The 22,210-nt window shown below is 57.7% G+C and carries 16 protein-coding genes and 1 pseudogene; 13 read left to right on the top strand and 4 right to left on the bottom strand.

The window, feature by feature from the left end:
* Positions 1-221: 221 nt before the first annotated feature.
* The 3 genes from P1X16_RS31065 to P1X16_RS31055 all read left to right on the top strand — a co-directional run bounded on the left by P1X16_RS31065 (position 222) and on the right by P1X16_RS31055 (position 2,819).
* Entirely contained in the window at positions 222-1,259 is a 1,038-nt protein-coding gene (locus tag P1X16_RS31065) for a sensor histidine kinase (RefSeq protein ID WP_277236667.1), read from the top strand.
* Positions 1,260-1,263: 4 nt separating this feature from the next.
* Complete coding sequence (locus P1X16_RS31060) at positions 1,264-1,995, top strand: LytTR family DNA-binding domain-containing protein (RefSeq protein ID WP_277236666.1); 732 nt, start codon at positions 1,264-1,266, stop codon at positions 1,993-1,995.
* 188 nt (positions 1,996-2,183) lie between these two features.
* Positions 2,184-2,819, top strand: a complete 636-nt coding sequence (locus tag P1X16_RS31055) for a GrpB family protein (RefSeq protein ID WP_277236665.1) — start codon at positions 2,184-2,186, stop codon at positions 2,817-2,819.
* Positions 2,820-3,239: 420 nt separating this feature from the next.
* Here the strand turns inward: P1X16_RS31055 and P1X16_RS31050 are convergent, their stop codons facing one another.
* The 4 genes and pseudogenes from P1X16_RS31050 to P1X16_RS31035 all read right to left on the bottom strand — a co-directional run.
* Entirely contained in the window at positions 3,240-4,436 is a 1,197-nt protein-coding gene (locus tag P1X16_RS31050) for an FtsX-like permease family protein (protein WP_277236664.1), read from the bottom strand.
* Between the two features lie 26 nt (positions 4,437-4,462).
* Positions 4,463-5,710: an ABC transporter permease gene (locus P1X16_RS31045; RefSeq protein ID WP_277236663.1), complete on the bottom strand. Its 1,248-nt coding sequence runs from the start codon at positions 5,708-5,710 to the stop codon at positions 4,463-4,465.
* A 134-nt stretch (positions 5,711-5,844) separates the two neighbouring features.
* Positions 5,845-6,477 (bottom strand): hypothetical protein, encoded by a 633-nt coding sequence (locus tag P1X16_RS31040; protein ID WP_277236662.1) that lies wholly within the window; start codon positions 6,475-6,477, stop codon positions 5,845-5,847.
* A 737-nt stretch (positions 6,478-7,214) separates the two neighbouring features.
* Positions 7,215-7,793: pseudogene (locus P1X16_RS31035) on the bottom strand (serine hydrolase domain-containing protein); the annotation flags it as partial.
* Between the two features lie 329 nt (positions 7,794-8,122).
* Here P1X16_RS31035 and P1X16_RS31030 point away from each other — a divergent pair.
* The 10 genes from P1X16_RS31030 (at position 8,123) to P1X16_RS30985 (ending at position 22,176) form a co-directional block, all read left to right on the top strand.
* Positions 8,123-8,995 (top strand): EboA domain-containing protein, encoded by an 873-nt coding sequence (locus tag P1X16_RS31030; RefSeq protein WP_277236661.1) that lies wholly within the window; start codon positions 8,123-8,125, stop codon positions 8,993-8,995.
* Between the two features lie 52 nt (positions 8,996-9,047).
* Positions 9,048-9,953: a TatD family hydrolase gene (locus P1X16_RS31025; protein ID WP_277236660.1), complete on the top strand. Its 906-nt coding sequence runs from the start codon at positions 9,048-9,050 to the stop codon at positions 9,951-9,953.
* A 12-nt stretch (positions 9,954-9,965) separates the two neighbouring features.
* Positions 9,966-10,877 (top strand): UbiA-like protein EboC, encoded by a 912-nt coding sequence (eboC, locus tag P1X16_RS31020; RefSeq protein ID WP_277236659.1) that lies wholly within the window; start codon positions 9,966-9,968, stop codon positions 10,875-10,877.
* A 110-nt stretch (positions 10,878-10,987) separates the two neighbouring features.
* Entirely contained in the window at positions 10,988-12,175 is a 1,188-nt protein-coding gene (locus P1X16_RS31015) for a 3-dehydroquinate synthase (protein WP_277236701.1), read from the top strand.
* A 30-nt stretch (positions 12,176-12,205) separates the two neighbouring features.
* The gene (eboE, locus tag P1X16_RS31010) at positions 12,206-13,486 is read left to right on the top strand and encodes a metabolite traffic protein EboE (RefSeq protein WP_277236658.1); all 1,281 of its coding nucleotides are present in this window, start codon (positions 12,206-12,208) and stop codon (positions 13,484-13,486) included.
* A gap of 50 nt (positions 13,487-13,536) precedes the next feature.
* Complete coding sequence (locus P1X16_RS31005; protein WP_277236657.1) at positions 13,537-14,910, top strand: nucleotide pyrophosphatase/phosphodiesterase family protein; 1,374 nt, start codon at positions 13,537-13,539, stop codon at positions 14,908-14,910.
* 1,758 nt (positions 14,911-16,668) lie between these two features.
* On the top strand, positions 16,669-17,145 hold the full coding sequence (locus P1X16_RS31000) for an HlyD family efflux transporter periplasmic adaptor subunit (RefSeq protein ID WP_277236656.1): 477 nt from the start codon (positions 16,669-16,671) through the stop codon (positions 17,143-17,145).
* A 31-nt stretch (positions 17,146-17,176) separates the two neighbouring features.
* Positions 17,177-19,771 carry a BamA/TamA family outer membrane protein gene (locus tag P1X16_RS30995; protein WP_277236655.1) on the top strand — a complete coding sequence of 865 codons (2,595 nt, stop codon included), beginning with the start codon at positions 17,177-17,179 and terminating at the stop codon, positions 19,769-19,771.
* Positions 19,772-20,383: 612 nt separating this feature from the next.
* The gene (locus P1X16_RS30990) at positions 20,384-21,274 is read left to right on the top strand and encodes a pirin family protein (protein WP_277236654.1); all 891 of its coding nucleotides are present in this window, start codon (positions 20,384-20,386) and stop codon (positions 21,272-21,274) included.
* A gap of 305 nt (positions 21,275-21,579) precedes the next feature.
* Positions 21,580-22,176 (top strand): NADPH-dependent F420 reductase, encoded by a 597-nt coding sequence (locus P1X16_RS30985; RefSeq protein WP_277236653.1) that lies wholly within the window; start codon positions 21,580-21,582, stop codon positions 22,174-22,176.
* The last annotated feature ends 34 nt before the right edge of the window (positions 22,177-22,210 follow it).

Raw genomic sequence — 22,210 nt, 5'->3', positions numbered from 1 at the left:
CGCGTGTTTTCAGTGGGCAGCCACTCGGAATTCACCTGTGCCTCGAAGCCAAGTTGCTTGCCGACAAAGCAAACGTAACGACTTCGGATTCGCCTTTACAATGTGTTACACCAACGGGCTGTTGCGCGGGATGAACCCCGGTATTTGACGTACCTGCCCCCAAGGCGAACTGACCGCTACGCCGGGCATCACTACTTCTCCCACTCCCGTACCTTCGTGGGATGCGAAACGCCTCGATCCGCCCGCCGCGCCTGCTCCAGCACGTCCTCACGTGGCTTGGCTTCGCCGTCTACGAGCAGTCGGTGATGGTCATTACGGACCTCAATGCGTTCGAACTGGTGCCCGTGGTGGGGGCGTATCTACTCAATGCGGTCTTGTTTTACGGGCACAGCCTGCTGGTGCTGCCCCGGTTGTACCGTCCGGGTCGCTACTTAAGCTGCGTTCTGGTCAGCCTGGGGCTGCTCGCCGTCTACGCGCTCGTACGCACCGAGCTGCAGCTGCACGTGTTGCCCGCGCTCAACTTGGCCCAGCCTTCGCCGTTGCCGTATGAGCGGTTTTGGCTGCTGGCCGGGTATCGGGGGACCTTCTTTCTAGGGGTCAGTACCGGCTATTGGTTTGCCCGACAGGCGCTGACGCTGGAAAAGCAGAAGCGCCGCCACGATCAGCAGCTGCAAGCAACCGAGAAAAGTCTCCTGGAAGCCAACCTGTCCTTTCTGAAAAGCCAGATCAACCCGCACTTTCTGTTTAACTGCCTGAATTTCATTTATGCGCAGGTCTACCCGCATTCCGAGTCGGCGGCCAGAGGGATTATGCTGTTGGCCGATACCATGCGCTACGCGCTGCACGACGACCACCAAGGCAAGGTTTTGCTGCAGCACGAAGTCGAGCACCTGCACAACTATATTGCGTTGCAGCAGCTGCGCTATCACGACCAACTCCACGTGCAGTTCGAGGTAGTGGGCAGTGGGCAGTTTCTGTTGATTCTGCCCCTGGTGCTGATCACCTTTGTCGAGAATTGCTTTATACACGGCGACTTAACGGACCCGGCGGACCCGCTGCGCTTAGAGTTGCTGGTGACCGAAAACCACCTCACCTTCTACGCCCGCAACAAGAAGCGCCACGGGCTAAAAGAAACCCGGAGCGGCATCGGCCTCCGCAACACGCAGCAGCGCCTAGCCCTGCTGTATCCTGCGCAGCATACCTTGACGGTAACCGACGAAGCGGACTATTATACTTGCCGTTTAACCCTGGAGTTATAAGTCTATGATTTCCTGTTTCATCGTGGATGACGAACCGAGTGCCGTCAGCTTGCTTGGCGCCTATATCGTTCGCACGCCGTTCCTGACTTTGGCCGGCAGCAGCACCAACCCTGTCGAAGCCCTAGGCCTGCTGCAGCAACAGCCCGTTGAGTTGCTGTTCATGGATATCCACATGCCGCACCTGTCGGGGCTAGACCTGCTGCGCCTGTTGCCCGCGCACACGAAAGTAATTCTGACTACGGCCTCCCGGGAGTTTGCCTTGGAAGGCTTCGAGTTGGCCGTACTCGATTATCTGCTCAAGCCGATTGCCTTCGAGCGCTTTCTGAAAGCCACCCAGAAGGCGCTACCGATTGGTAGTAGTCAAGCCGCCCGCGCACCTTCCTCCCCCGAAGGCGAAGACTACCTCTTTGTCCAGACGGAAAACAAGGGGAAGCTGATCCGAGTCAACCTCGCGGATATTGAGTACGTGGAAGGATTGAAGAACTACGTATCGATCTACACGAAAGACGAGCGGATTATCACGTTGCTTTCCCTGAAAGAATTGCAGGAACGCCTGCCCATGTCCCACTTCCTACGGGTCCATAAATCCTATATCATCGCGCTGCCTAAAATCCGGGCGGTAGAAGGCAACCACATTTTAATGAAGGATCGCAAAGCGTCAGTACCGCTAGGGGATACGTATCGAACGGCCTTCTTTGCCGCGCTGCAAACCAAAGTGATAGGAGGAAAGAAATAGAATAATTATCGGGAGGGCTGGCCAGCAAATGAGGTTTAGGCAAAACGTCCTTTTATTGGAGCCTTTGCTTGGCCGGCACCATAGCTGTATTGTCCCCAAAATGCTTGATTAGCTGGATGGGCAAGGCATTGAGGCAACCTGCTCCTAGTGTACCAGATAGCCGTCGCTAACCCTTTGTGACAAGTAGCATGGGCGTTGAGCTAGTTCCTTATGATCCTCGCTGGAGCCAGGCCTATGCCCAGGAGGCCTTGGCCCTGCACCACGCGCTAGGCGACACCGTCTTGGCCATCCATCACGTGGGAAGCACGGCCATTCCCGGGATTCTGGCCAAACCCATCATCGACATTCTGTGCGTGGTTGTTTCGCTGGCGGCCGTAGACGCGGGGGTGCACCGCCTGCAGTCGCTGGGTTACTTGGCTAAAGGAGAGGGTGGGATCGTGGGACGGCGCTACTTTCAAAAGAAAAACCAACGGGGAGTACGCAGCCATCACGGCCATGTCTTCCGCACGGGGTCAACTCTCGAGCGCCATCTAGCGTTCCGGGACTTCCTACTGGCGCATCCCGCTACCGCTGCCCGGTATTCCGCCGTGAAACCGACCGCGCTGGCCACGCTACCGCTGACGCGGCAAGCCTACCAGAACTGGAAAAGAGCCCTTTATCGTCTCGATCCAAGCGCAGGCGATCCAATGGTACCGCCCGCAGCATCACTTATAATACGCGCTCGTAGTACCGAGGCGGACACCTGCCCCAATAGACTTGGTGGCCAGTGCCGGGCAGATGCCGGGCCAAGCGCTAGCGGCAGCTCATCCGGGAAGAGAGGGTAAGGTATGCTTCAAGCATCCGGTCAAGCGAGACCTGCAATGGGGCGCGGCAGCGGGGGACGGACCTGAGTGGCCTCAGCGACTGGGCGCGGCACCGGCGTTCGGAGCAGCGCACCAGAGTTTGCTACACCTCCTCGCCGCAAGGGCACTTGGTGGAGGTGTAGCGTACGGATTGCCGAACCCGGCCGACCATCCCCGGGATACGCGGGCCTATGACTCGCTGGGCCCGCCCGCCACGCCATCTTTGACGGGGAAACGCTACTGGAGGGTGGCCGGAGGCGTGCGGTGCAACCAGACTTGGTCGGAGAGCGAGATGCCCAGGGCAGGATCTGCACCGACCCGTCAACTGGCCCTTCAGCGCACAAAGGCGGTGGTAAAAAGAGGGAAGCACGCGAAAAAGCCGCCGGGCCGGCCAGTGGTGCCTTACTCTTCCCGTAGGACCACCGCTGGGTGAATGCCGGCCGCCAGTCGGCTCGGGTAGAGCGCGCAGAGCACCGCAAGCCCGTAAATAAGGGCGGTCGCAAACCCGATGGCCGTCAGATACACGCTGGCCGGCACGCCCAGCGCGCCCAGCAACGGAAACTGCACCGCCACCAGCAGCCCCACCAGCAGGCCAAGCGTAGTAACGACCACAATCTCGCCCACAATTTGGCTGCTAATAGCGCTGGCCGTGGCTCCCATCGCCCGGCGTATTCCGATTTCGGACCGGCGCCTACTGATGTTCAGCCATAAGACCCCCAACAGACCCAGCCCCACATTCAGAATCAGAAATCCGCACACCAAGCCCAATACGATGAATGGCGTGAGCACGACTTTCAGCTGCGACACGCGGTCCTGGGCCAACGAGTTTACCGTCACCGTCCAGCCCTTGGCCACGCTAGCTATTTCCTTAATCAATTGCTGCTCCAGCCGGGCCCCGCTGCCCGGCTGCACGCGCACCAGAAAGGTGGGTCGCTCATAAGAATTTTTTACAGGGGAAACGTCGTAGTCCAGCGCCCTGCGCCGAAAGTTGGCGGGCTCATCTTCGGCAAAATCATTGGTTCTACGGTAGTAGTCTACCACGCCGATCACCTGGGATTCATTTTCGCCTTTCGCGTCGGTCAAAATTTTGCCCACCGCCTTCTCTCCCGGAAACAGGGCGTTTTGGAAGGCTTGGTTGATAATAATGGGCTGGCGGGTGCTGGCCATATCGCGCTTGTCAAACCAGCGACCTTCTATCATATGTAGCTTAAGCACCTCCTGAAACGCATCATCGGCGTCGTAGTTTTTGGTGAACAGGCTGGGCTTGCCTTGGTAGCGCAGGCGGCCGCTCATCCCGCTAAAGGAGAAGGGGGTGTTACTACTCGTTTTGCTTAGGGCAACCACGCCTTTGGTGGCTTTCAAGCGCTGCATCGTATGCTGTAGCTTTAGGGGGAAGTTGGTCGTATCAGCACCGGGGCTAAGGTGGATTTTCCACACGTTCTGGTAATTGAAGCCGAGGGGCTGGCGGTAGTAGTACAGGTTGTAGAGGAGCAGACTGTTCACCGCAAAGAGCACGAAAAAGGAAAGCATGATTTCTACAATCAGCAGCAGGTTGGACCGCTTACGGTTCCAAATCAGGGTAAACAGATGATGTAGCATGGGAGGCAGAGGCTAGGAAAAGACGATTAGTTGGTCCCGCCTTTCAGGACTTGAACGGGCTGCACCCGGGACATTTTAAAGGCCGGATACACCCCCGACAGCACCCCAAAAAACACCGCCGCCAGCAGGGCCCAGGCAAACACCCGCAGATTCAGGGTGAAGTGGGCGTAAGGAATAAAGTGGGAGTCGTTGATAAACTGCAAGACGACGTACGCCAACAGCAGCCCGAGCAGTCCGCCGAGAAGCGTGAGGAAGATATTCTCAATCAAAAATTGCCCCACCAGCGTATTGCTGGTCGCGCCAAATGCTTTGCGCACGCCTATTTCCGAACTGCGGTCCAGGATACGACTCAGGTTGATGTTCACTAGGTTCAGCGCCGGCAACGCCATGAATAGCACCGCCAGACCACAGACGATAAAGTAGAAAACGGTGATTTTGGATGATTCCGACTCGCCCTGCCCCAAGAGTTGGCGGGTAAACGTGGCCAGCAGACCGTCGGCGTGGGTGGTCAGCGTCTTTACGTCGGGATTAGGATTGACCACGCGCTTGAGCACCTGCTGATACTCCGCGTCGAGCGTTGCCAAGTCGGTGCCTTCCGGGGCCAGCAGGGCCGCGAAGTATTCGCCCTCCAGCGCAGGGTCGCCAATGTCGGCCTTGGTCGTGGTCATGGGAGCCCACACTTCGGCGTAGGAATTGAGGCGCAGAATGGGCACGTCGCTCACCACGCCCATCACCCGGAACCTGCGCTGGTCTACTTCAATGTGGCGGCCCACCACCCCCTGGGCCGTGCCGAAGTATTCGCGCGCCGTGGTTTCCGAAATAACCACGACGCGATTCGCATCGCGCAGGTCGGTAGCGTTGTAGGGCTTGCCGTCGAGAAAGTGGAAGTCGAATACGTCCCAGAAGACGTGGTCGGTGAATTTCAGATCCAGCTCCAGCTTCTTGTTCCCGATGTAGCTGGGCGTGGTATCGAATAGCGAGTAAAACGCTATTTTCTCGGGCGTCTTCATCGGGCGCACATACTTCTCCAGAAAGTAAGGGCTGGGCGGGGTATTCATTTGCCCTCCATCCTTCAAATCTTGGCTCAAAAACGTGATAAACGCCATGCGCTTGATGCGCGACTCGGGCGCGTGGGCACCCTGAATGTGGTCGCTCATGGCCACAATTACCAGCAGCACCATGAGCGTAATGCTACTACCAAATAGGCTAATGAGGGTGAAGAACTTGCGCCGCAGCAAGATTTTCCAGGCGATTTTCAGATAAGAGAGAAGCATGGGAAACGGTGAATTCGTGCGGTGGTGGGATAGCGGCTTAGCCTTGAAGTCGTTTGGCCAAAACAAACACGGCATGCTGCAGCCGAGTGGCCAGCTCGTGACTGCTGTGCTGCATAGCGACGGTGTAGCCCAGCTCACGGCAGTCGACCGCGTTGGCGCGATGCTGCGCGCAGTTGCTGGCGCTTGGTGTCGAGGCAGGCCACGGGGAGCCTCCGCCCCGCCTGGCGCATGGCCTTGGGGGTGCCGTCAACTTGTAGCAGGGGGCACTCGTTGCATCTCGCCGACTCGCGACTATTCACTTGTACCTGTTGGGCCTGCGCCGGACTCTGTACATCATTGAGGCTGCGCTTTAGGCTCATTCTAAGCTGCACTTTCTTGTTCTGGTTGCGCAACTGCTCGTCCGGAAAGCGGGCTAGTTCCGGCGCGGCCTGCTCTTTGTCGAGGTCGACCAGTGTCTGGCCCGGCTGCACGGTCGCGTTCAGGCCTATAGACGCCCGTCGGATGGTACTCTGAATCGCAGAGACGATAACTTCTTGCTGGTCCGCACTCACGGTGCCGGCAGCGGCCAGGGCCACCTTCTTATTACCGGTTCCAACACGGGTCAGCCGCAAATTGGCGCGTCGCCTTCGCGGCCGCAGCACCGCCCGAAACGCCCACCCCCCGCCCAAAGTCAAGCGCCAACGGCGGTGGCGGCCAGCAGCCAGCACCGCCGTTGGCGCTGCTTGGTAAGGGTGGTGGAAACGGCTCTGTCCATTTTCGAGCAGCAAATAGGGGCGTTCTTGCCATGAAACCCAAACCCCGTACCATATCTATAAGTAACTGATTTATAATATTTAGGCGCCAAAGTGGGTGAATATAGTTCAGTGAAATATGTCCATTACCGGACATGCTGTCCCCGAATGAACAGTGCTAGTTTTTGCAAAACAGTGGTGCAAAAGTTAAACCGGCTATTGTCGCCCTGAACAGCGTACGCGAAAAGCTATTGCTGGCGCTGGTTCCTTGCTACACCGTGGTCGGTCATTGGGCCGGGCGGCAGCATTGCGTCAGCAGGTACGCAAGGACCGGGCGCAAGTGGTCAAGGCGCGGTTTCTTGGGCAGCAAGTTCTATCTCAAGCAGGATAGGTAAATAGGACTTTAGACGAGGCAAGGGGTGTCTTTCTCCATTTTCACCTCTTGAAACCATATTTACCATACTACCGTGGCTGTTGCAAAAGTTTGACAGGCAGAGCCTTGACTAAATCAGCCCCTTTCTGGCAGCTGAACAACCAACTAATGACTATTTCTGAGGCCAACCGGAGTGGGTATCGCTTTTGCAATAGCCACAACGATTACGTTAAGCAACTAGTCGGAGGTGGTCAGTTCAAGTAACTTGCTTTGTTTAGCAGTTGTCAAGTTTTGCTGCTTTCTTTTCACCTCTTCCCTTTTCAGCGCTTGTCGGTGGGTCCTTTCGCCGTCCTCGCGAAGTTGGCAATCGGAAAGAATCCCCTACTGCCTGCTCTAGATCCTACGGGAGGCTGCCGGTTTTCTGCTCCAACAAAATATCGGCGATGCGCAAGGCTACGGTTTTCGGGTAGGCGTTATCGGCATTGGTTAAGACGATGATGGCCGTGTGGCTATCCATAAAGCGAAAGTAGCTGCTCGTAAAGCCGGGGATAGTGCCCTCGTGGTGCACCACGCGCCGTTGCTTATACTCGCTGACGTCCCAGCCAGAGCCGTAGTATTTCACCGGGCCTTGGCCGGCAACAGCGGTCGGGACGGTATCCTGCCACATTTTCGCCCAGTAGCTTGCCGAGAGTACTTGCTGGTGTTGGATGAGCAGTTCCCAGCGCACCAAATCCTCCACACCAGTAGGAAAAGCGCCGCTCGGGCGCAGAGCCAAGTACTTTTTGGCGTTGGATAACCCCTGGGTTTCCTTGCGCACGTACCCAGCGGCGCGGTTCGGCACGATCCCGGCAGTGGATGTGCGGGTATGGCGTAACCCATAGGGGGCAAACAGGCGCTCCTGCATAAACTCAGGAAACGAGCAGTGCGAGCGCTGGCGGATGATATCGGGCAGCTTAAAGTAGCCCAAGTTGCAATATTGATAACAAGAAGCTGATTTTCCCGGGTGTGGCGCTAAGAGGTAACCTGCTCAATGGCCAAATCTTCGGTTTGCTGACGATTGTCAGCGAACCGAACTACTCGGCAGCAGTAAAAAACTTTCTGTACTATACTCACTGCCCGATGGATGGTAACAACCCGCTTAAAGCTGCGTTAAAGGCTTTTGATCCAAAAAAATATTATATAGTTACAAATAAGGTTGCCATATAACTCATTTTACGTGAATTTTGTGTGGTAGTAAAGCGCAAGCAGTGCCGGTAGCCAGCGGCTCAGCTTACCCTCGTATTCTTTTGTTTCCATACCCTGTCTTTCATGCCGGTAGAAGCTTATCAACCATTCCTACTCGAGTTGCTACTGCCGCAGCTGTCGGAAGGCGGCCAGGCCTGGATTCGGAAGCAACTAACTGCCGAACCCTCTGACCAAGTTTTTTACCTCGCTTTCACTGGTGCTCCCCGCTTTGTCGGCAAGCTCCCCCTGCGGGTAACAACCAAGCAAGTAGCCGAGGCCAACCGCTTACGAACCGGATTCAACCCGCAAAATTGGACGGCCGACCAGCTGGCCCGCACGGCGCTGCTGCTGCAAGCTTTGCCTGCCAGCCCCCACGACTTGACGGCTCGGCTAGACCGACTCTTTAGCACGGCCGATCTAGGCGAATTGGTAGCGCTCTACGCCGCCCTGCCGCTGTTACCGCACCCGCAAATTCACGTCAAGCGAGCAGCGGAAGGAGTGCGCACAACCATGACCGCCGTGTTTGATGCCATTGCGCTGCGCAACCCGTATCCGCACGATTACTTGTCCGAGGAAGCTTGGAACCAGCTGGTTTTGAAAGCTGTGTTCAACGCGCGGCCCTTGCACCAGATTTACGGCTTGGAGGAGCGCCGTAACGCGCCCCTCGCCCGCATACTTTTCGACTACGCCCACGAACGCTGGGCGGCTGGACGCACCCTCACGCCCGAAGTGTGGCGACTAGTCGGGCCGTATCTAACCGACGATCATCGAGCCGACATGCAGCGGCTGCTGCGCAGCGACAACTTGCTGGAAGCCCAAGCGGCCGCACTGGCTTTGACGGAGAGCAACACTTCTTGGGCAACCGAGCTGCTTAATCAGCACCCGGTCGCCCGGCAAATCAATGAGCCGGAAGTCGTTTCCTGGCAAAGCATCGGCGAAAGCGCCTACGCTAGCTAAACAGCTTATCCCGGCTTACCCCTTCTTTTCGCACCTCCTAATACCTCTTCCTATGCTCTTTATTGATCCGCATGTACACATGACTTCGCGCACCACCGATGACTACGAAGCCATGCGCAACGCGGGCGTAGTGGCCGTTATCGAACCGGCGTTCTGGATGGGCCAGCCCCGGACGCAAGTCGGTACTTTTCAGGATTACTACAGTCATTTGATTGGCTTCGAGCGTTTTCGCGCCAGCCAGTTCGGCATCAAGCACTACTGCACTATTGGCTTGAATTCCAAAGAAGCCAACAACGAAGCGCTAGCCGAAGAAGTGATGGAGCTGCTGCCGTTGTTTGTTTACAAAGAGGGCGTGGTCGGGGTCGGCGAAATCGGCTACGACGACCAAACTGCCGCCGAAGACAAGTACTATCGCCTGCAGCTGGAGTTAGCCAAGGAAGCGAATTTGCCGGTGCAGATTCATACCCCCCACCGCGATAAGAAAAAGGGCACCCTGCGCAGCATGGAAGTGGCCCTGGAACACGGCCTGGAGCCAAGCATGGTTATCGTCGACCACAACAACGAGGAAACCGTGCAGGATGTGCTCGACCGGGGTTTTTGGGCCGCTTTCACTATTTACCCGCACACTAAGATGGGCAACGAGCGCATGACGGAAATCGTCAAGCAGTACGGCCCCGAGCGCATTATTATCAACAGCGCCGCCGATTGGGGCATCAGCGACCCGCTGGCCGTGCCCAAAACGGCTCAGCTCATGCTCGAGCGCGGCATTTCGGCGGAGGCGGTGCAGCTCGTGGCGTATCAGAATGCGCTGGTAGCCTTCGGGCAAAGCGGCCAAATGCCGGAAAGCGACTGGCTGACGGCCAGCGCCATCGACCAAAGCCAGAAATTTTCCGGCAACTCCATCCTGCGCGGCGGGCAAACCCCGAAAGTGGAGACCGACAGCAGCATTATTCGTTAGTTTCTAGTGCGTATGAATCGGTTTTTTGCCCACTTAGTGCTGATGCGGCCCGCCAACATCATCACGGCCATTGCCGATATTCTGCTTGGCTTTGCCGCCTCGGGCTCGGTACAATTGCTGTTGCAGAGCCGTCCAGTAGTAGCCACGCACCCGCAACTGCAAGCCCTGTACTGGCTGGTGGCGGCAACTATCGGCTTATACGGCGGCGGCGTGGTGTTCAACGACGTCTTCGACGCCGACCTCGACCGGCTGGAGCGGCCCGAGCGCCCGATTCCGAGCGGGGCTGCCAGCCGTCTGAGCGCGACCCTACTCGGGGCCACGCTGCTGTTGGGCGGCGTAGCCGCCGCATTTCAAGTGAACAACACCAGCGGCCTGGTAGCGGGCGTAGTGGCGGGGCTGGCCTTGCTCTACAATGCCGTAGCCAAGCACCACCCGGTGCTGGGCCCGTTGAATATGGGCGCCTGCCGGGGTGGCAATTTGCTGCTGGGCTTAAGCGCCGTACCCGCCGCGGTTGGCGCGTACTGGTATCTGGCGTTGCTACCGGTGGTTTACATTGCGGCCATCACCAGTATCAGCCGGGGGGAAGTGCACGGCGGCGATAAAAGAATTTTGCTCGGGTCGCTGGGCTTATATGGGCTGGTGATTGGCGGCATTCTGGTGCTGCTGGGCCTGCCCCAAATGCACGGGTGGTATTCAGTGCCGTTTCTGGCTTTGTTCAGCTACCTGATTTTTCCGCCTCTGCTGAAAGCTATTTCCTCGCTTAAGCCGCTTGATATTCGGCTGGCCGTCAAAGCGGGCGTCATGGCCCTGATTTTGCTCGATGCTACTGTGGCCGCGGGCTTTGCCGGTTGGTGGTATGGGCTGCTAGTGCTGGCCTTGTTTCCAGTGTCTCGGCTGCTGGCCAACCTGTTCGCCGTCACTTGACAGCAGCAATTTTAAGGGCTGTCCCCTACCCTGTTGATTGCATGGTTTTTCGGGAATTGAAACAGCCCCATCCGGTCCCTCTTGCGCGTGATAAATATAGTTTTATGCCTATTTCTTCGTTGCAGCAGCAGTTTCAGGTTGCGTTTTCCTACCCCGTTCATTTTACAGAAAACCTGTTCGACCCAGCCAACCACTTGCTGCGCAACGTGCTAGCGCAGGACGGGGGCGAGGGGGCACGCAAGATCTTTTTCGTTGTTGACAGCGGTGTAGCCGATCAGCACCCGCAGCTGGTGGCGGCCATTACTCACTACGCCCAAGTGCATGCTGCCGTGCTGCAGCTCAGTGGGCCCATCATGGTGATAGCCGGCGGCGAGCAGTGCAAGAACGACCCCGCGCTGCTTCAGCAGTTGCTCACGGCCGTCAACACTCACCACCTCGACCGACATTCCTACTTTGTCGCGCTCGGCGGCGGGGCCGTGCTGGATATGGCGGGCTACGTGGCGTCGGTGGCCCACCGCGGGATTCGGCACTTGCGCATTCCCACCACGGTGTTGTCGCAGAATGACTCCGGCATCGGCGTGAAAAACAGCGTCAACGCTTTCGGCAAGAAAAATTTCCTCGGCAATTTCGCTCCGCCCTACGCCGTCTTCAACGATTTCAATTTTCTGCCTACCCTAGAGGACCGCGACTGGCGCAGTGGCATTTCCGAAGCCCTAAAAGTGGCGCTCATCAAAGATGCCACGTTTTTTCACTTCCTCGAAGAAAACGCCACCAAGCTGGCCGCCCGCGACATGCCGGCCATGCAGTACTTGATTCATCGCTGCGCCGAGATGCACCTGCAGCACATTGCCGGCGGCGACCCGTTCGAGCAGGGCTCTTCTCGGCCCCTGGACTTTGGCCACTGGTCGGCTCACAAGCTGGAACAGCTTAGCAACTACCGCATCCGGCACGGCGAGGCCGTCGCCATCGGTATTGCGCTGGACTCGGTGTACTCGCACCTACTGGGATGGCTAAGCGCGACGGAACTGGTGCGGATTATCGAGGTGATTCGCACGCTGGGCTTTGCTTTGTACGTTCCCGAACTGGCCTTCCACCTCACCGACGCCACCCACCCAAATAGTTTGCTGCACGGCTTGCAGGAGTTCCGTGAGCACCTTGGCGGCAGGTTAACTATTACGTTGCTGACGCAAATCGGCCGCGGCGTGGAAGTGCACGAGATAAACGACCAGCTTGTAGTGGCCGCCGTGCAAGAGCTGCAGCAGTACCCTAGTTTAGTGGAACTGGCCAGCTTTAAATAACTCTTTTCCGCTTATTGCCACCCTCACGCCATGAATATTAGGCCGGGCTACCACCTCACTTACTGCACCAACATCCACCCGGGCGAAACCTGGGCGGCGGTTTTCGAGAGCTTGAAAACGTACCTGCTGCCCGTCAGGGCCCGGGTATCGCCGACTGCGCCTTTTGCCGTGGGTTTGCGCTTGTCCGATGTGGCCAGCCGGGAGCTAGAGCAAGGCGAGAATTTAACCGAGTTCAAGGCTTGGTTAGCGAAGCACGACCTGTACGTGCCCATTATCAACGGTTTTCCCTTCGGCAGCTTCCACGGGGAAAAGGTGAAAGACGACGTGCACCGCCCCGACTGGACCACTCCCGCGCGCTTGGCCTACACTAGGCGCCTAGCCCGGCTGCTAGCGGCTTTGCTCCCTCCGGGGCTGGATGGCGGTATTTCCACGTCTCCGCTTTCCTACAAACTTTGGCACGCTGAAGACGCTGCGCAAACCGAAACTGTATTGCAGGACAGCACGCAGCATCTGGCGGAACTGGTAGAGGACCTAGTGCGCCTGCGGCAGCAAACTGGGCAACTTATCCACCTCGATATCGAGCCGGAGCCAGATGGCGTGCTGGAAAACTCCCAGGAGTTCATCAACTTCTACGAACTCTACCTGCTGCCCCAGGTTTCCTCTCGTCTGCAATCCCGCTTGGGGCTGAGCTCGCAAGAAGCCACCCAAGCCGTGCTCGACTGCGTGCAGCTGTGCTACGACGTGTGTCACTTCGCCTTGGCTTACGAGGAGCCGGCGGCCGTTTTTGCGGAGCTGGCTGCCCGGGGTATCAAGGTGGGCCGGGTGCAAATCAGCGCGGCTCTTAAAGTTGATTTGCCCGCGGCTCTGCCAGAGCGGCAGGTGGTGCTAAGTGAGTTCGAGGCCTTCACCGAGTCCACCTACTTGCACCAGGTGCTGATCCGCAACCAGGATGAGAGCATCACCCAGTACCCCGACTTGCCGGCCGCCCTGCCCCACTTGCTAACCAGCACGGCCCGAGAGTGGCGCTCCCACTTTCACGTGCCGGTGTTTTTAGAGCGTTACCACTTGCTGCAATCCACCCAGCTGGAAATCCAAAAAGTGCTGCGGCTGCTCGCCGCTCACCCCCTCACTAGTTACTTGGAAGTGGAAACGTACACCTGGGACGTGCTGCCGGTTGCCATCAAGCAGGACCTGGTAACTTCTATTGCCCGGGAGCTGACGTGGGTAAAGCAAAACTTTCCTGCTCTTTCCACTCCCGAGCCCCCGGCTTCCAATCCCCCAAATTTGGCCGCTCTTCCGTCCCGGGGTTAGACCCGAAGCCGGTGGCGCTGGGGCATTCCCTAGTAGATTTTCAAGGTTATATGCGTAAAACAGTCGTGATTGATGTTGTGGGCTTAACGCCCGCGAGCATAGGAGAAAACACTCCGTTCCTAAAAAAGTGGTCCGAAGCTGCCAAGATAGTACCGGTTGGACACGTGCTGCCAGCGGTAACCTGCTCGGTACAAGCCACCTACCTCACGGGCAAATGGCCTTCCGAGCACGGCATTGTAGCCAACGGGTGGTATTTCCGCGACGAGTGTGAGCCCAAGCTCTGGCGCCAATCCAACAAGCTAGTAGAAGCCACCAAGATTTGGGAAGTAGCCAAGGCCGAAGACCCGACGTTTACCTGCGCCAATATCTGCTGGTGGTATGCCATGTATAGTTCAGCCGACTACACGGTTACCCCCCGACCGCAGTACTTGTCCGATGGGCGCAAAATGCCCGATTGCTACACGTATCCAATGGAGCTACGTACGCAATTGGAAGCCAAACTAGGTACGTTCCCGCTATTCGAGTTCTGGGGGCCGCGCACCACCATCAACTCCAGCCGCTGGATTGCCGAGGCCGCCATCGAGACCGACAAACTCTACGACCCGACCCTGACGCTGGTGTATCTGCCCCACCTCGACTATAATGCCCAGCGCTACGGCCCTGCCGACGCCCGCGTTGCGAGGGACCTGCGCGAAATCGATCAGGAATGCGAGAAGCTAGCCACTTACTTTGAGGGCAGAGGCGCCCAGGTAATATTTTTGTCCGAGTACGGCATTGCCGCGGCTTCGCGGCCGGTACACCTGAACCGCGTGCTGCGCGAAAACGGGTACTTGTCGATTCGCGAAGAGCGAGGCTTGGAACTTTTGGACGCCGGCACCTGCCAGGCGTTTGCCCTGGCTGACCACCAGTTAGCCCATATCTACGTCAACGATTTATCTAAGCTCGCCGCGGTCCGGCAGTTGCTAGAAAAGGTGCCCGGCGTGGAAAAGGTTATTGGTCCCGAAGAAAAAGCAACTTATCACCTAGACCATTCCCGGGCCGGGGAACTAGTCGCTATAGCCGAAAAAGGGGCTTGGTTTACGTATTATTACTGGCTGGACGACGCCAAAGCGCCGGATTTTGCCCGCATCGTGGACATTCATCGTAAACCCGGCTACGACCCGGTCGAGATGTTTACCGACCCCAACATCAAGTTCCTGCTGCCGAAAGTGGGGCTCAAAGTGCTGCGCAAAAAGCTAGGCTTTCGCATGCTGATGGATATCATTCCCCTCGATGCCACGTTGGTAAAAGGATCGCACGGCCGCCCGCCCGATACGCCTGCCGAAGGACCGCTGCTGATGAGCCGCAGCAAGCAGTTGCTTCCCGGCGATACGTTGATAGCCCCCGATGTATTTGATGTTATTCTGGCGCACCTGCGAGCGTGAAAAATCACGCCCTCGCTCTCCCAACTCTTACCTTTTCTGCTGCCCTGCCCTCCAAGGTGGGCTCACCTACCACTTTAGATTTTTGTTTTGCCCGTCTTTTTACTGGCAGGGGCAGTCGCAGAAGTTTCATTCCGTCTCTGGAGGCGGCAAAGCAGCGAATAAGAGACAGGAAAAGCGCTTTTTTCCCGCTTCCACTTCCTTATCAATCCACTTTCGCAGTAGGTAGGTCTTGTGCTCAATGCTCTGCAGCAGCCAAGAGGGTTTAGTTGATAGGAATCATCTCCTTGTCGAGCATTACCTTCTCGCCTGGCAAGCGCATCAGATAGCCCAGCGGGTTGCCGCCGCCAGATTAGATGCCCGCGTTTTTACTAGAAAGCGGGACGGGCAGCCGATTCGGTTAATAACCCTTGGGTTGCTCGCTGTATCTTTTCTAGAGCCCCCGTGGTTGTTGCAGAACCCTATCTGCCGAACACTGTTTCACCAAAAATTGTAGCGCTAAACAGACTTGTTAACCTGCTTTATTCGCTGCTGCGAGCAATTTGATCCATTGCTGCAGTTCTGCAACAGTCACGGGCGTTCAAGTAAATGATATAAGATAGAATTTGTAAGATTACCGCTAAGCTGGGAGCCGATTACTTCTGTGCTAGGGGCTGGTCGCCAATGGTAAGCGCTTCTTCCTTCCAATAAGGCAGAAGGCCGGCAAGTGCGTCTGTACGCCGAAGGTGCCGTTCGTAAGGGGAAGACTGGTGAGCACTTTGGTAAGCCACAAACTGAACTCCTAGCTTGCGGTCGGCTAGATCATTCAATTGGGAAAGATGCAACTTCTTCCTTATCCCCCAGCTGCCTAGCCCCAACTAGTTTTCCATTCGCTCTAGCACTTTTTTCCCATTCTGATTCGCCGGATTGAGATCGACAGATTGTTGATAGGTTCGGAGCGCTTCTTCTTTTTGGCCGTTTTTTAACAAGGCCCTCGATGACGTCAAGCGCTGCAATGCCGCCAAGTTCCTCGGCTTGTAGAATCCACCGGAACAGGTATCGGACCTAATGTTGAAGTGGTGATTACGGACCCAACGCCGCCATCCAATTCTGCATCCTATAGGTAACAAGGCAAGTTTACACATGGCTGCCTAAGGAGGTAATCACTTAACCAAGCTACTGGTCCAGGGGTACTGGCCGCTGCTAAGGCAACCTGTTTATTGACGCTCACTTGACCTTGTAGATAAATAGCAGCCGGGAGGAGAAAGAATGTTTAAGTGCTAAACCGGGGCGTAACTAGAGATAATTTCTTGACTTATGTCAACGCTTGGCTGCGGGTTTACCGACATCTTTACCAGGCAGTTTTACTTGAAATTTGGGCTAGAGGCTCACCCTAGCAGTGGCAAGGCCTTAGTGGCTTTATGGTTACTGTCCGGTCCGCATCAGGCTAATAGAAAGGCTAATAAGTTACGCTGGTACTTAGCGCCGTCCCCGCGGCATCTGCCAACCCCGCGTTAAATAGGCAGTGGATGGGCGTCCTGCATTGGCCAGACGAATTGTATGCGATATCACCTGCTTCACTCGCTTTTTCTTAAGCTCGTTGCACTCGGTTGGCTTGGCGTAGTGGCTTGTTGCTGCCAGGAGAAGCGCATCGCGCGCCACAAGCTGCCTCCCAGCTCCCCGTCGCTTTCCCCGACTGAGACAGCAAATCAACTTGCCCAGCGGTCTTGTCCTACGGGGTATGTGGCCGCTGGCACTCCCCAACCGCAACGAAGCTGGCCCGTGGTATCCCCTCTTTCAGGTTATGTCAAGCAAGTGTATTTTCAGGATGGGCAGGCGGTGCAAGCTGGCCAAATCCTGGTGAAGCTCGACGCTGACTCACAGTTAGCTGCGCGGCAGTTAACCCGCGGATTTATCTTTAGCCCGGCGGCCGGCATCATCACGGCCCGCCGCGTAGAGGTGGGCCGCCCGGTGCACCAGAGACAATCCGTGGCAATGCTGCAGGATTGGTCGGCGGTGCACCTAGCAGTGCCCCTGTCCCTTGCCCAAGCTCAGGCCCTGAATGACCACGATACCCTGGCGGTTTACGTGGCGGAGCTGCCCACGCAGCGCTTTCGCGGCAGCGTAGTACAAGTTGCTTCCGTTGCTTCCCATCCTACCCTGCTGATGCGGATCCCTAACCATGGCCGTGTGCTGATTACCCCGCAAATGCATGCTTTTGTGAAGTTGCCAGCGCGGCCGTTAATTTCTAAAAATTAAGCTATTGCCTACCTCTACGTCTCGCCTGCTGATGGCCACTCGTCTGTTCGTTTTTTTTGCCTGGTGCGGCCTCGCGTGCCCCGGCGTTGCGTGGGGCCAAGGGCCGACGCCTTCGGCGCCTTTTCAAGTCCAGGATAGTGTGGTGGTGCGCGCCAGCTCGCAGTATCAAGCCACCGGCTTCAAGACCCTGCTGCTGGGTGCCAACTATCGCCAGGAATGGCAACAGCCCGTGCATGTGCCTCTGCTGAATTTGGCTACCTCCCAGGGAGGCCTAACCCCGCTCCGCCGGGGGGGTGGGCAGCAAACCAAATCCTTGCGGTTGCGGGCTGCTAATGGGCAGGAATACGTGCTGCGCTCGGTGGAGAAAAGCACCGAGCAGGTTATCCAGCAGGAGCTCCGCCATACCTTGGCCGCCAAAGTAGTGCAGGACCAGATATCGGCCTCGCACCCCTACGGGGCGTTGACCGTGCCGCTGCTCGCTCAAGCGGCGGGCGTAGGGCACACCAATCCGGTGCTGGTGTACGTGCCCGACGATGCCCGCCTAGGCGAGTTTCGAACCGACTTTGCTAACACCTTGGCCTTGCTAGAGGAGCGTGACCCCGGGGCGCCCGCTCAGTTTGGTAACTCCACGCGGGTGAAAAGCTACAGCACTGAGCACGTGCTAGCGCTGCTCCGTCAAGATCCGCACAACCGGGTCGATCAGCGTGAACTGCTGCGGGCGCGTCTGCTCGACCTGGTACTCGGAGACTGGGACCGGCACGACGACCAGTGGCGTTGGCTGGCCTACCCCCAGCCCCAAGGCGGGCTGCTGCTGCGGGCCTTGCCCCGCGACCGGGACCAGGTGTACTTTGTTAACCAGGGCTTGATCCCCAATATCGCCAGCCGGGAGTGGATTCTGCCCAAAATCCAGGGCTTCGACGGGACCTTGCGCAACGTCAATACCTTTATGTTCAACGGGCGCTACTTCGACCGCAGCTTTCTCAATGAGCTATCCCGCACCGAGTGGGTGGCCCTGGCCCGGGAGCTGCAAACCCGCCTCTCCGATTCCGTTATAAGCCAGGCCCTGCATTGCTTGCCGGATTCCGTGTACCGCTGGTCGGGCCCCAGGATTGCAACCCAGCTCAAAACGCACCGCAACGCCCTGCCCAGCTACGCTGAGCAGTACTACTCCTTCCTGGCCCAGGAAGTGGACGTCACGGGTTCCGATCAAGCCGAGCGGTTCCAGGTCGAGCGGCTGGATGAAGAACGCACGCGTGTGCGCTCTTATGCGTTAACCGAGCCGATGGCCCCGCCCCTCTACGACCGGGTGTTTCTAGCAGCCGAGACCCGGGAAATCCGCCTGTATGCCGGAGCCGGCGACGATGTAGTGCAAGTGCGGGGTCAGGTGTCCCGGGGCATCCGCGTCCGCCTGATCGGGGGCCCGGGCCACGACCTCATCACCGACAGCTCCCGGGTCCGGGGGCTGGCGCGCAAAACAGTGGTATATGATACGCGTACCAACAACGACTTGCAGCTCGGACCGGAAGCCCAAAACCGCACGGCCACCGATTCAACTGTCAACCAGTACAACCGGCGGGCGTACCGCTACCCCTACCTCGCACCCTTGTTGCCCTGGGGCTATAACCTCGATGACGGCGTCTTTCTCGGGCTGGGCCTGGAAGTGCGGCGACCGGGTTTTCGCAAAGAGCCCTGGGCCAGCGTGCACCGTCTGCAAGGCAACGTGGCCCTGCAAACCGGGGCCTTCAGCTTTTCCTACCAAGGCGACTTTCGCCACTTGCTAGGTCGTCAGGACGTGCAACTCAAGGCCGAGGTGCAGGCGCCCAACTATGTGCGCAACTTCTTTGGCCTTGGCAACGATACCCGCCTGGATCAGTCCCAGAACATCAGCTACTACCGAGTGCGGTTTCGCAACGTTGCGTTGCAGGCGCAGCTGCGCCGGCAAATTGGGGTGCACCAGCAAGTGTACGCCGGCCCCCTCTACCAGTCAGTGGAAGTCGAGCGCACCCCCGGCCGCTACCTCGATCAGAACTTTCCGGCAGACCATTCGAACCCGCTGTACCATGCCCAGCATTACGCCGGGGTGCAGCTAGGCTACCGCTACGATAGCCGCGATGCTGCTTGGCAACCAACCAGAGGAGTGTACTGGCGCACCGAATACACCGGGCTTGGCGCCCTCAACTCCGCCGCCCGGCCGGTTTCGCGGCTGAACTCGGAAGCCACAGGTTTCTGGACGCCCTGGCCCCGCCTGACCCTAGCAACACGAGTGGGCGCCACCATAAACTTTCGCCAGTACGAGTTTTTTCAGGCCGCTACCCTAGGCGGCCTTAGTAACCTGCGGGGCTTCCGCCGCACCCGCTTTGCCGGCGCTAGCGCCTTGTATCATAACGCGGAAGTGCGCGCCCGCCTCGGCAGCTTCCATACGGTGCTGCTCTCGGCTGATGTGGGGGTGCTGGGCTTCCATGACACGGGCCGGGTATGGCAAGAAGGGGAGCAGTCCACCACCTGGCACCGCGGCTACGGCGGCGGCGTATGGTTGCAGCCCTTCCCACGAGTTATTGTAGTGGGGATTTATGGCTTCTCCCGCGAGGACCGACTACCCTTGGTACGGGTTGGCTTCTTCTTTTGATTTTCGGACGCGCTATTCTCCGTTGAAAGGTACTCTAGGTGGGGGGAGGGACGGGAGGCGCTACCCCACCTAGAAGCAACCCAACCCGTTTCGTGGCGTTAGAAACGCTTGTCGCACCTGCATGACTTATCCGCCAGCACCACCGTCTTTGAAACCACAAACTGGGTGCCGTACTCCTTGTCATGTTCTTTCCATGCGGACGGCAACATTACTTTTGTCACCGATAGCAGTCGGCTTGTCGAAGCCCGAGCATTAATGTTCCCTACCACTGCCTCGCTTTAGGGTAAGCCTTTGCATCCTTGTAAAGAGCAATTGTCCAGCTGCTGCCGGAAAAGTTAACTCATCAACGCTACGAAGTATTCTTGGCTAGCCGCCAAGGTAGGCGTCCCTGCTGCTGCCGGGTTCTCCAGCCCGTATGCCAAAGCAGTGAGCGTCTGCCCCGCGGCCAACCCAGCAAGGTTAAACTAAACCACCTACGTGATGGCCTACCCTGGTCATTTCATTGACGTAAGTCAAGGTAATTTCCTGGCATTCATCAAGGAAAACGGGCAGGGTGCCCCCTCATCTTTGCAGGGTCAACGGCTTCGTTCAGGCTAACAACCAACAAAGAGAATGGAAAAGGCAAGCGTAACTCGTTATAGTGGCGTGAATGCCAAAGTGGGCGACCTGCTGGTTAACCGCCTCCTGCCAAGCCAAGCCTTGCAATCGGTCGGCCACTTTGTATTTCTGGATCACCTCTACCCAACTAGCCATCAGGCGAAAGCCCCCCAAGCGCCTACGGGCGAGTTTGCTCACCCGCACCGGGGCATTGCCACCTTCACTTACCTGTTCAGTGGGTCTCTGGAGCATTACGACAGCAACGGCCAGCACGGGATAGTGGAGGCAGGCGGAGCCCAGTGGATGAAAGCGGGCCGCGGCGTCATGCACGACGAAAATCCCAGCCCCCGCTTTCAAGCGGAAGGGGGCGTGCTGCACGCCGTGCAGTTCTGGATCAACCTACCCAGCAGTGTCAAGGCGGAGGCGCCGGAATACCTAGCCCTGCACCCGCAGGACATTCCCGTAGTTGACTTGCCCGCGGAAGCTGGGCGGCTGCGCATTGTTATCGGCTCGTTCGGCGATACTGCTTCGCCCGTGAAAACTTTCAGCCAGCAGTATCTTTACCACCTGCAGCTCAACCCCAAAGCTAGCTTTCGCTGGCTTATGAAACCCGGCCTCGAATACGCCGCCTTCGTGCCGGGTGATGCCGTGCTGGTTAACGGCCGCGCCTACGGCCAGAGTGAACTGCTGGTCGTGGCGCCCAACGAAACCGTGCTTACGTTTACCAGCACCAGCATCACCCCCACCGATGTGCTGCTCTTCGGCGGGGAGCCTTACACCGAGCCCATGGTGGCGCAGGGCCCCTTCATCATGAACAGCCACGCAGAAATCGCCGAGGCCTACGAGGATTTTTTTGCTGGCAAGTACGGCCAGATTCATTACCAGCCCCTGGCAATCCAATCATGAAAGACGCAAACCGGGCCCTCCTCTTTCTCGACAACGCCTGCGACCAGCGCTTCGAGTGAACGGCAGGTGCCGCGGCGGCTGGCAGGACAGGACGCGGGGATGGCCATTGTGGAAAAAGCCCGGCAGGAAATTACACAGCAACCGTTAAAGCTGATCCCGCAATGCCCCTGCGGGGCAAGCTACCTCCTGCGCTACTCTGAGTAGTGAGTAGTACCGCCTTGTTGCACCGAGTTAGCTATCCCATGCCAAACGTTGCCTGGCAACACTTCTTTACGCATCATCTCTTCACCCTTCACTCTCCCGTCATGAAAATTGGAACTATCGGCGCAGGGCGCATCGCCCAAGCGTTTATCAAACACGTCGCTAAAGCTGGCTTTGAGGTTGTGGTAAGCAACCGAACCGGTCCGGAATCCTTGACCGAGCTCACTCAATCGTTTGGCTCAACCGTTACGGCCGGTACCGTAGAACAAGCTGCCCAAGCTGACTTAGTGTTACTCACGGTACCATGGACTGAGGTGGAGGACGTCCTTCGTAGAATTCCGTCTTGGCGGGGGCAAATCATTCTGGATACCACCAACGCCGCTTCCTTTCCCGACTTCCAGCCCCTTGATTTGGGGGGCAAAACTTCCACCCAGCTCGTGGCCGAACGTGCCCCCGGTGCCCGGGTGGTGAAAGCCTTCAACACCCTGTTCGCGGCTACGCTGGCGGCTGACCCCGCCGAAGGAAATGGTAAGCGGGTGGTGTTTATCTCCGGTGACGACGCAACTGCCAAAACGGAAGTCTTGCACTTGCTCGGCACCCTCGGGTTTGCCGGCATCGACCTGGGCGACCTGGTGACGGGCGCGGCCTTGCAGCAGGTTGGGGGCCCCCTCATCGGTAAAAATTTGCTGCAATTAGCTTAGGATCCCTTTTCTGTAATACCTCTTACAGAGCATC

It is taken from the genome of Hymenobacter sp. YC55 (assembly GCF_029433095.1).
In the GTDB taxonomy this organism is placed as follows: domain Bacteria; phylum Bacteroidota; class Bacteroidia; order Cytophagales; family Hymenobacteraceae; genus Hymenobacter.
Note: the sequence above shows the minus strand (reverse complement) of the source record. Positions and strands in the feature narration are given on the sequence as shown.

Bases quoted from the DNA above. Each gene is read 5' to 3' on its own strand.
- P1X16_RS31065 (WP_277236667.1), top strand. From the start codon at position 222: ATGCGAAACGCCTCGATCCGCCCGCCGCGCCTGCTCCAGCACGTCCTC.
- P1X16_RS31060 (WP_277236666.1), top strand. From the start codon at position 1,264: ATGATTTCCTGTTTCATCGTGGATGACGAACCGAGTGCCGTCAGCTTG.
- P1X16_RS31055 (WP_277236665.1), top strand. From the start codon at position 2,184: ATGGGCGTTGAGCTAGTTCCTTATGATCCTCGCTGGAGCCAGGCCTAT.
- P1X16_RS31050 (WP_277236664.1), bottom strand. From the start codon at position 4,436: ATGCTACATCATCTGTTTACCCTGATTTGGAACCGTAAGCGGTCCAAC.
- P1X16_RS31045 (WP_277236663.1), bottom strand. From the start codon at position 5,710: ATGCTTCTCTCTTATCTGAAAATCGCCTGGAAAATCTTGCTGCGGCGC.
- P1X16_RS31030 (WP_277236661.1), top strand. From the start codon at position 8,123: ATGCCGGTAGAAGCTTATCAACCATTCCTACTCGAGTTGCTACTGCCG.
- P1X16_RS31025 (WP_277236660.1), top strand. From the start codon at position 9,048: ATGCTCTTTATTGATCCGCATGTACACATGACTTCGCGCACCACCGAT.
- eboC (WP_277236659.1), top strand. From the start codon at position 9,966: ATGAATCGGTTTTTTGCCCACTTAGTGCTGATGCGGCCCGCCAACATC.
- eboE (WP_277236658.1), top strand. From the start codon at position 12,206: ATGAATATTAGGCCGGGCTACCACCTCACTTACTGCACCAACATCCAC.
- P1X16_RS31005 (WP_277236657.1), top strand. From the start codon at position 13,537: ATGCGTAAAACAGTCGTGATTGATGTTGTGGGCTTAACGCCCGCGAGC.
- P1X16_RS30995 (WP_277236655.1), top strand. From the start codon at position 17,177: ATGGCCACTCGTCTGTTCGTTTTTTTTGCCTGGTGCGGCCTCGCGTGC.
- P1X16_RS30990 (WP_277236654.1), top strand. From the start codon at position 20,384: ATGGAAAAGGCAAGCGTAACTCGTTATAGTGGCGTGAATGCCAAAGTG.
- P1X16_RS30985 (WP_277236653.1), top strand. From the start codon at position 21,580: ATGAAAATTGGAACTATCGGCGCAGGGCGCATCGCCCAAGCGTTTATC.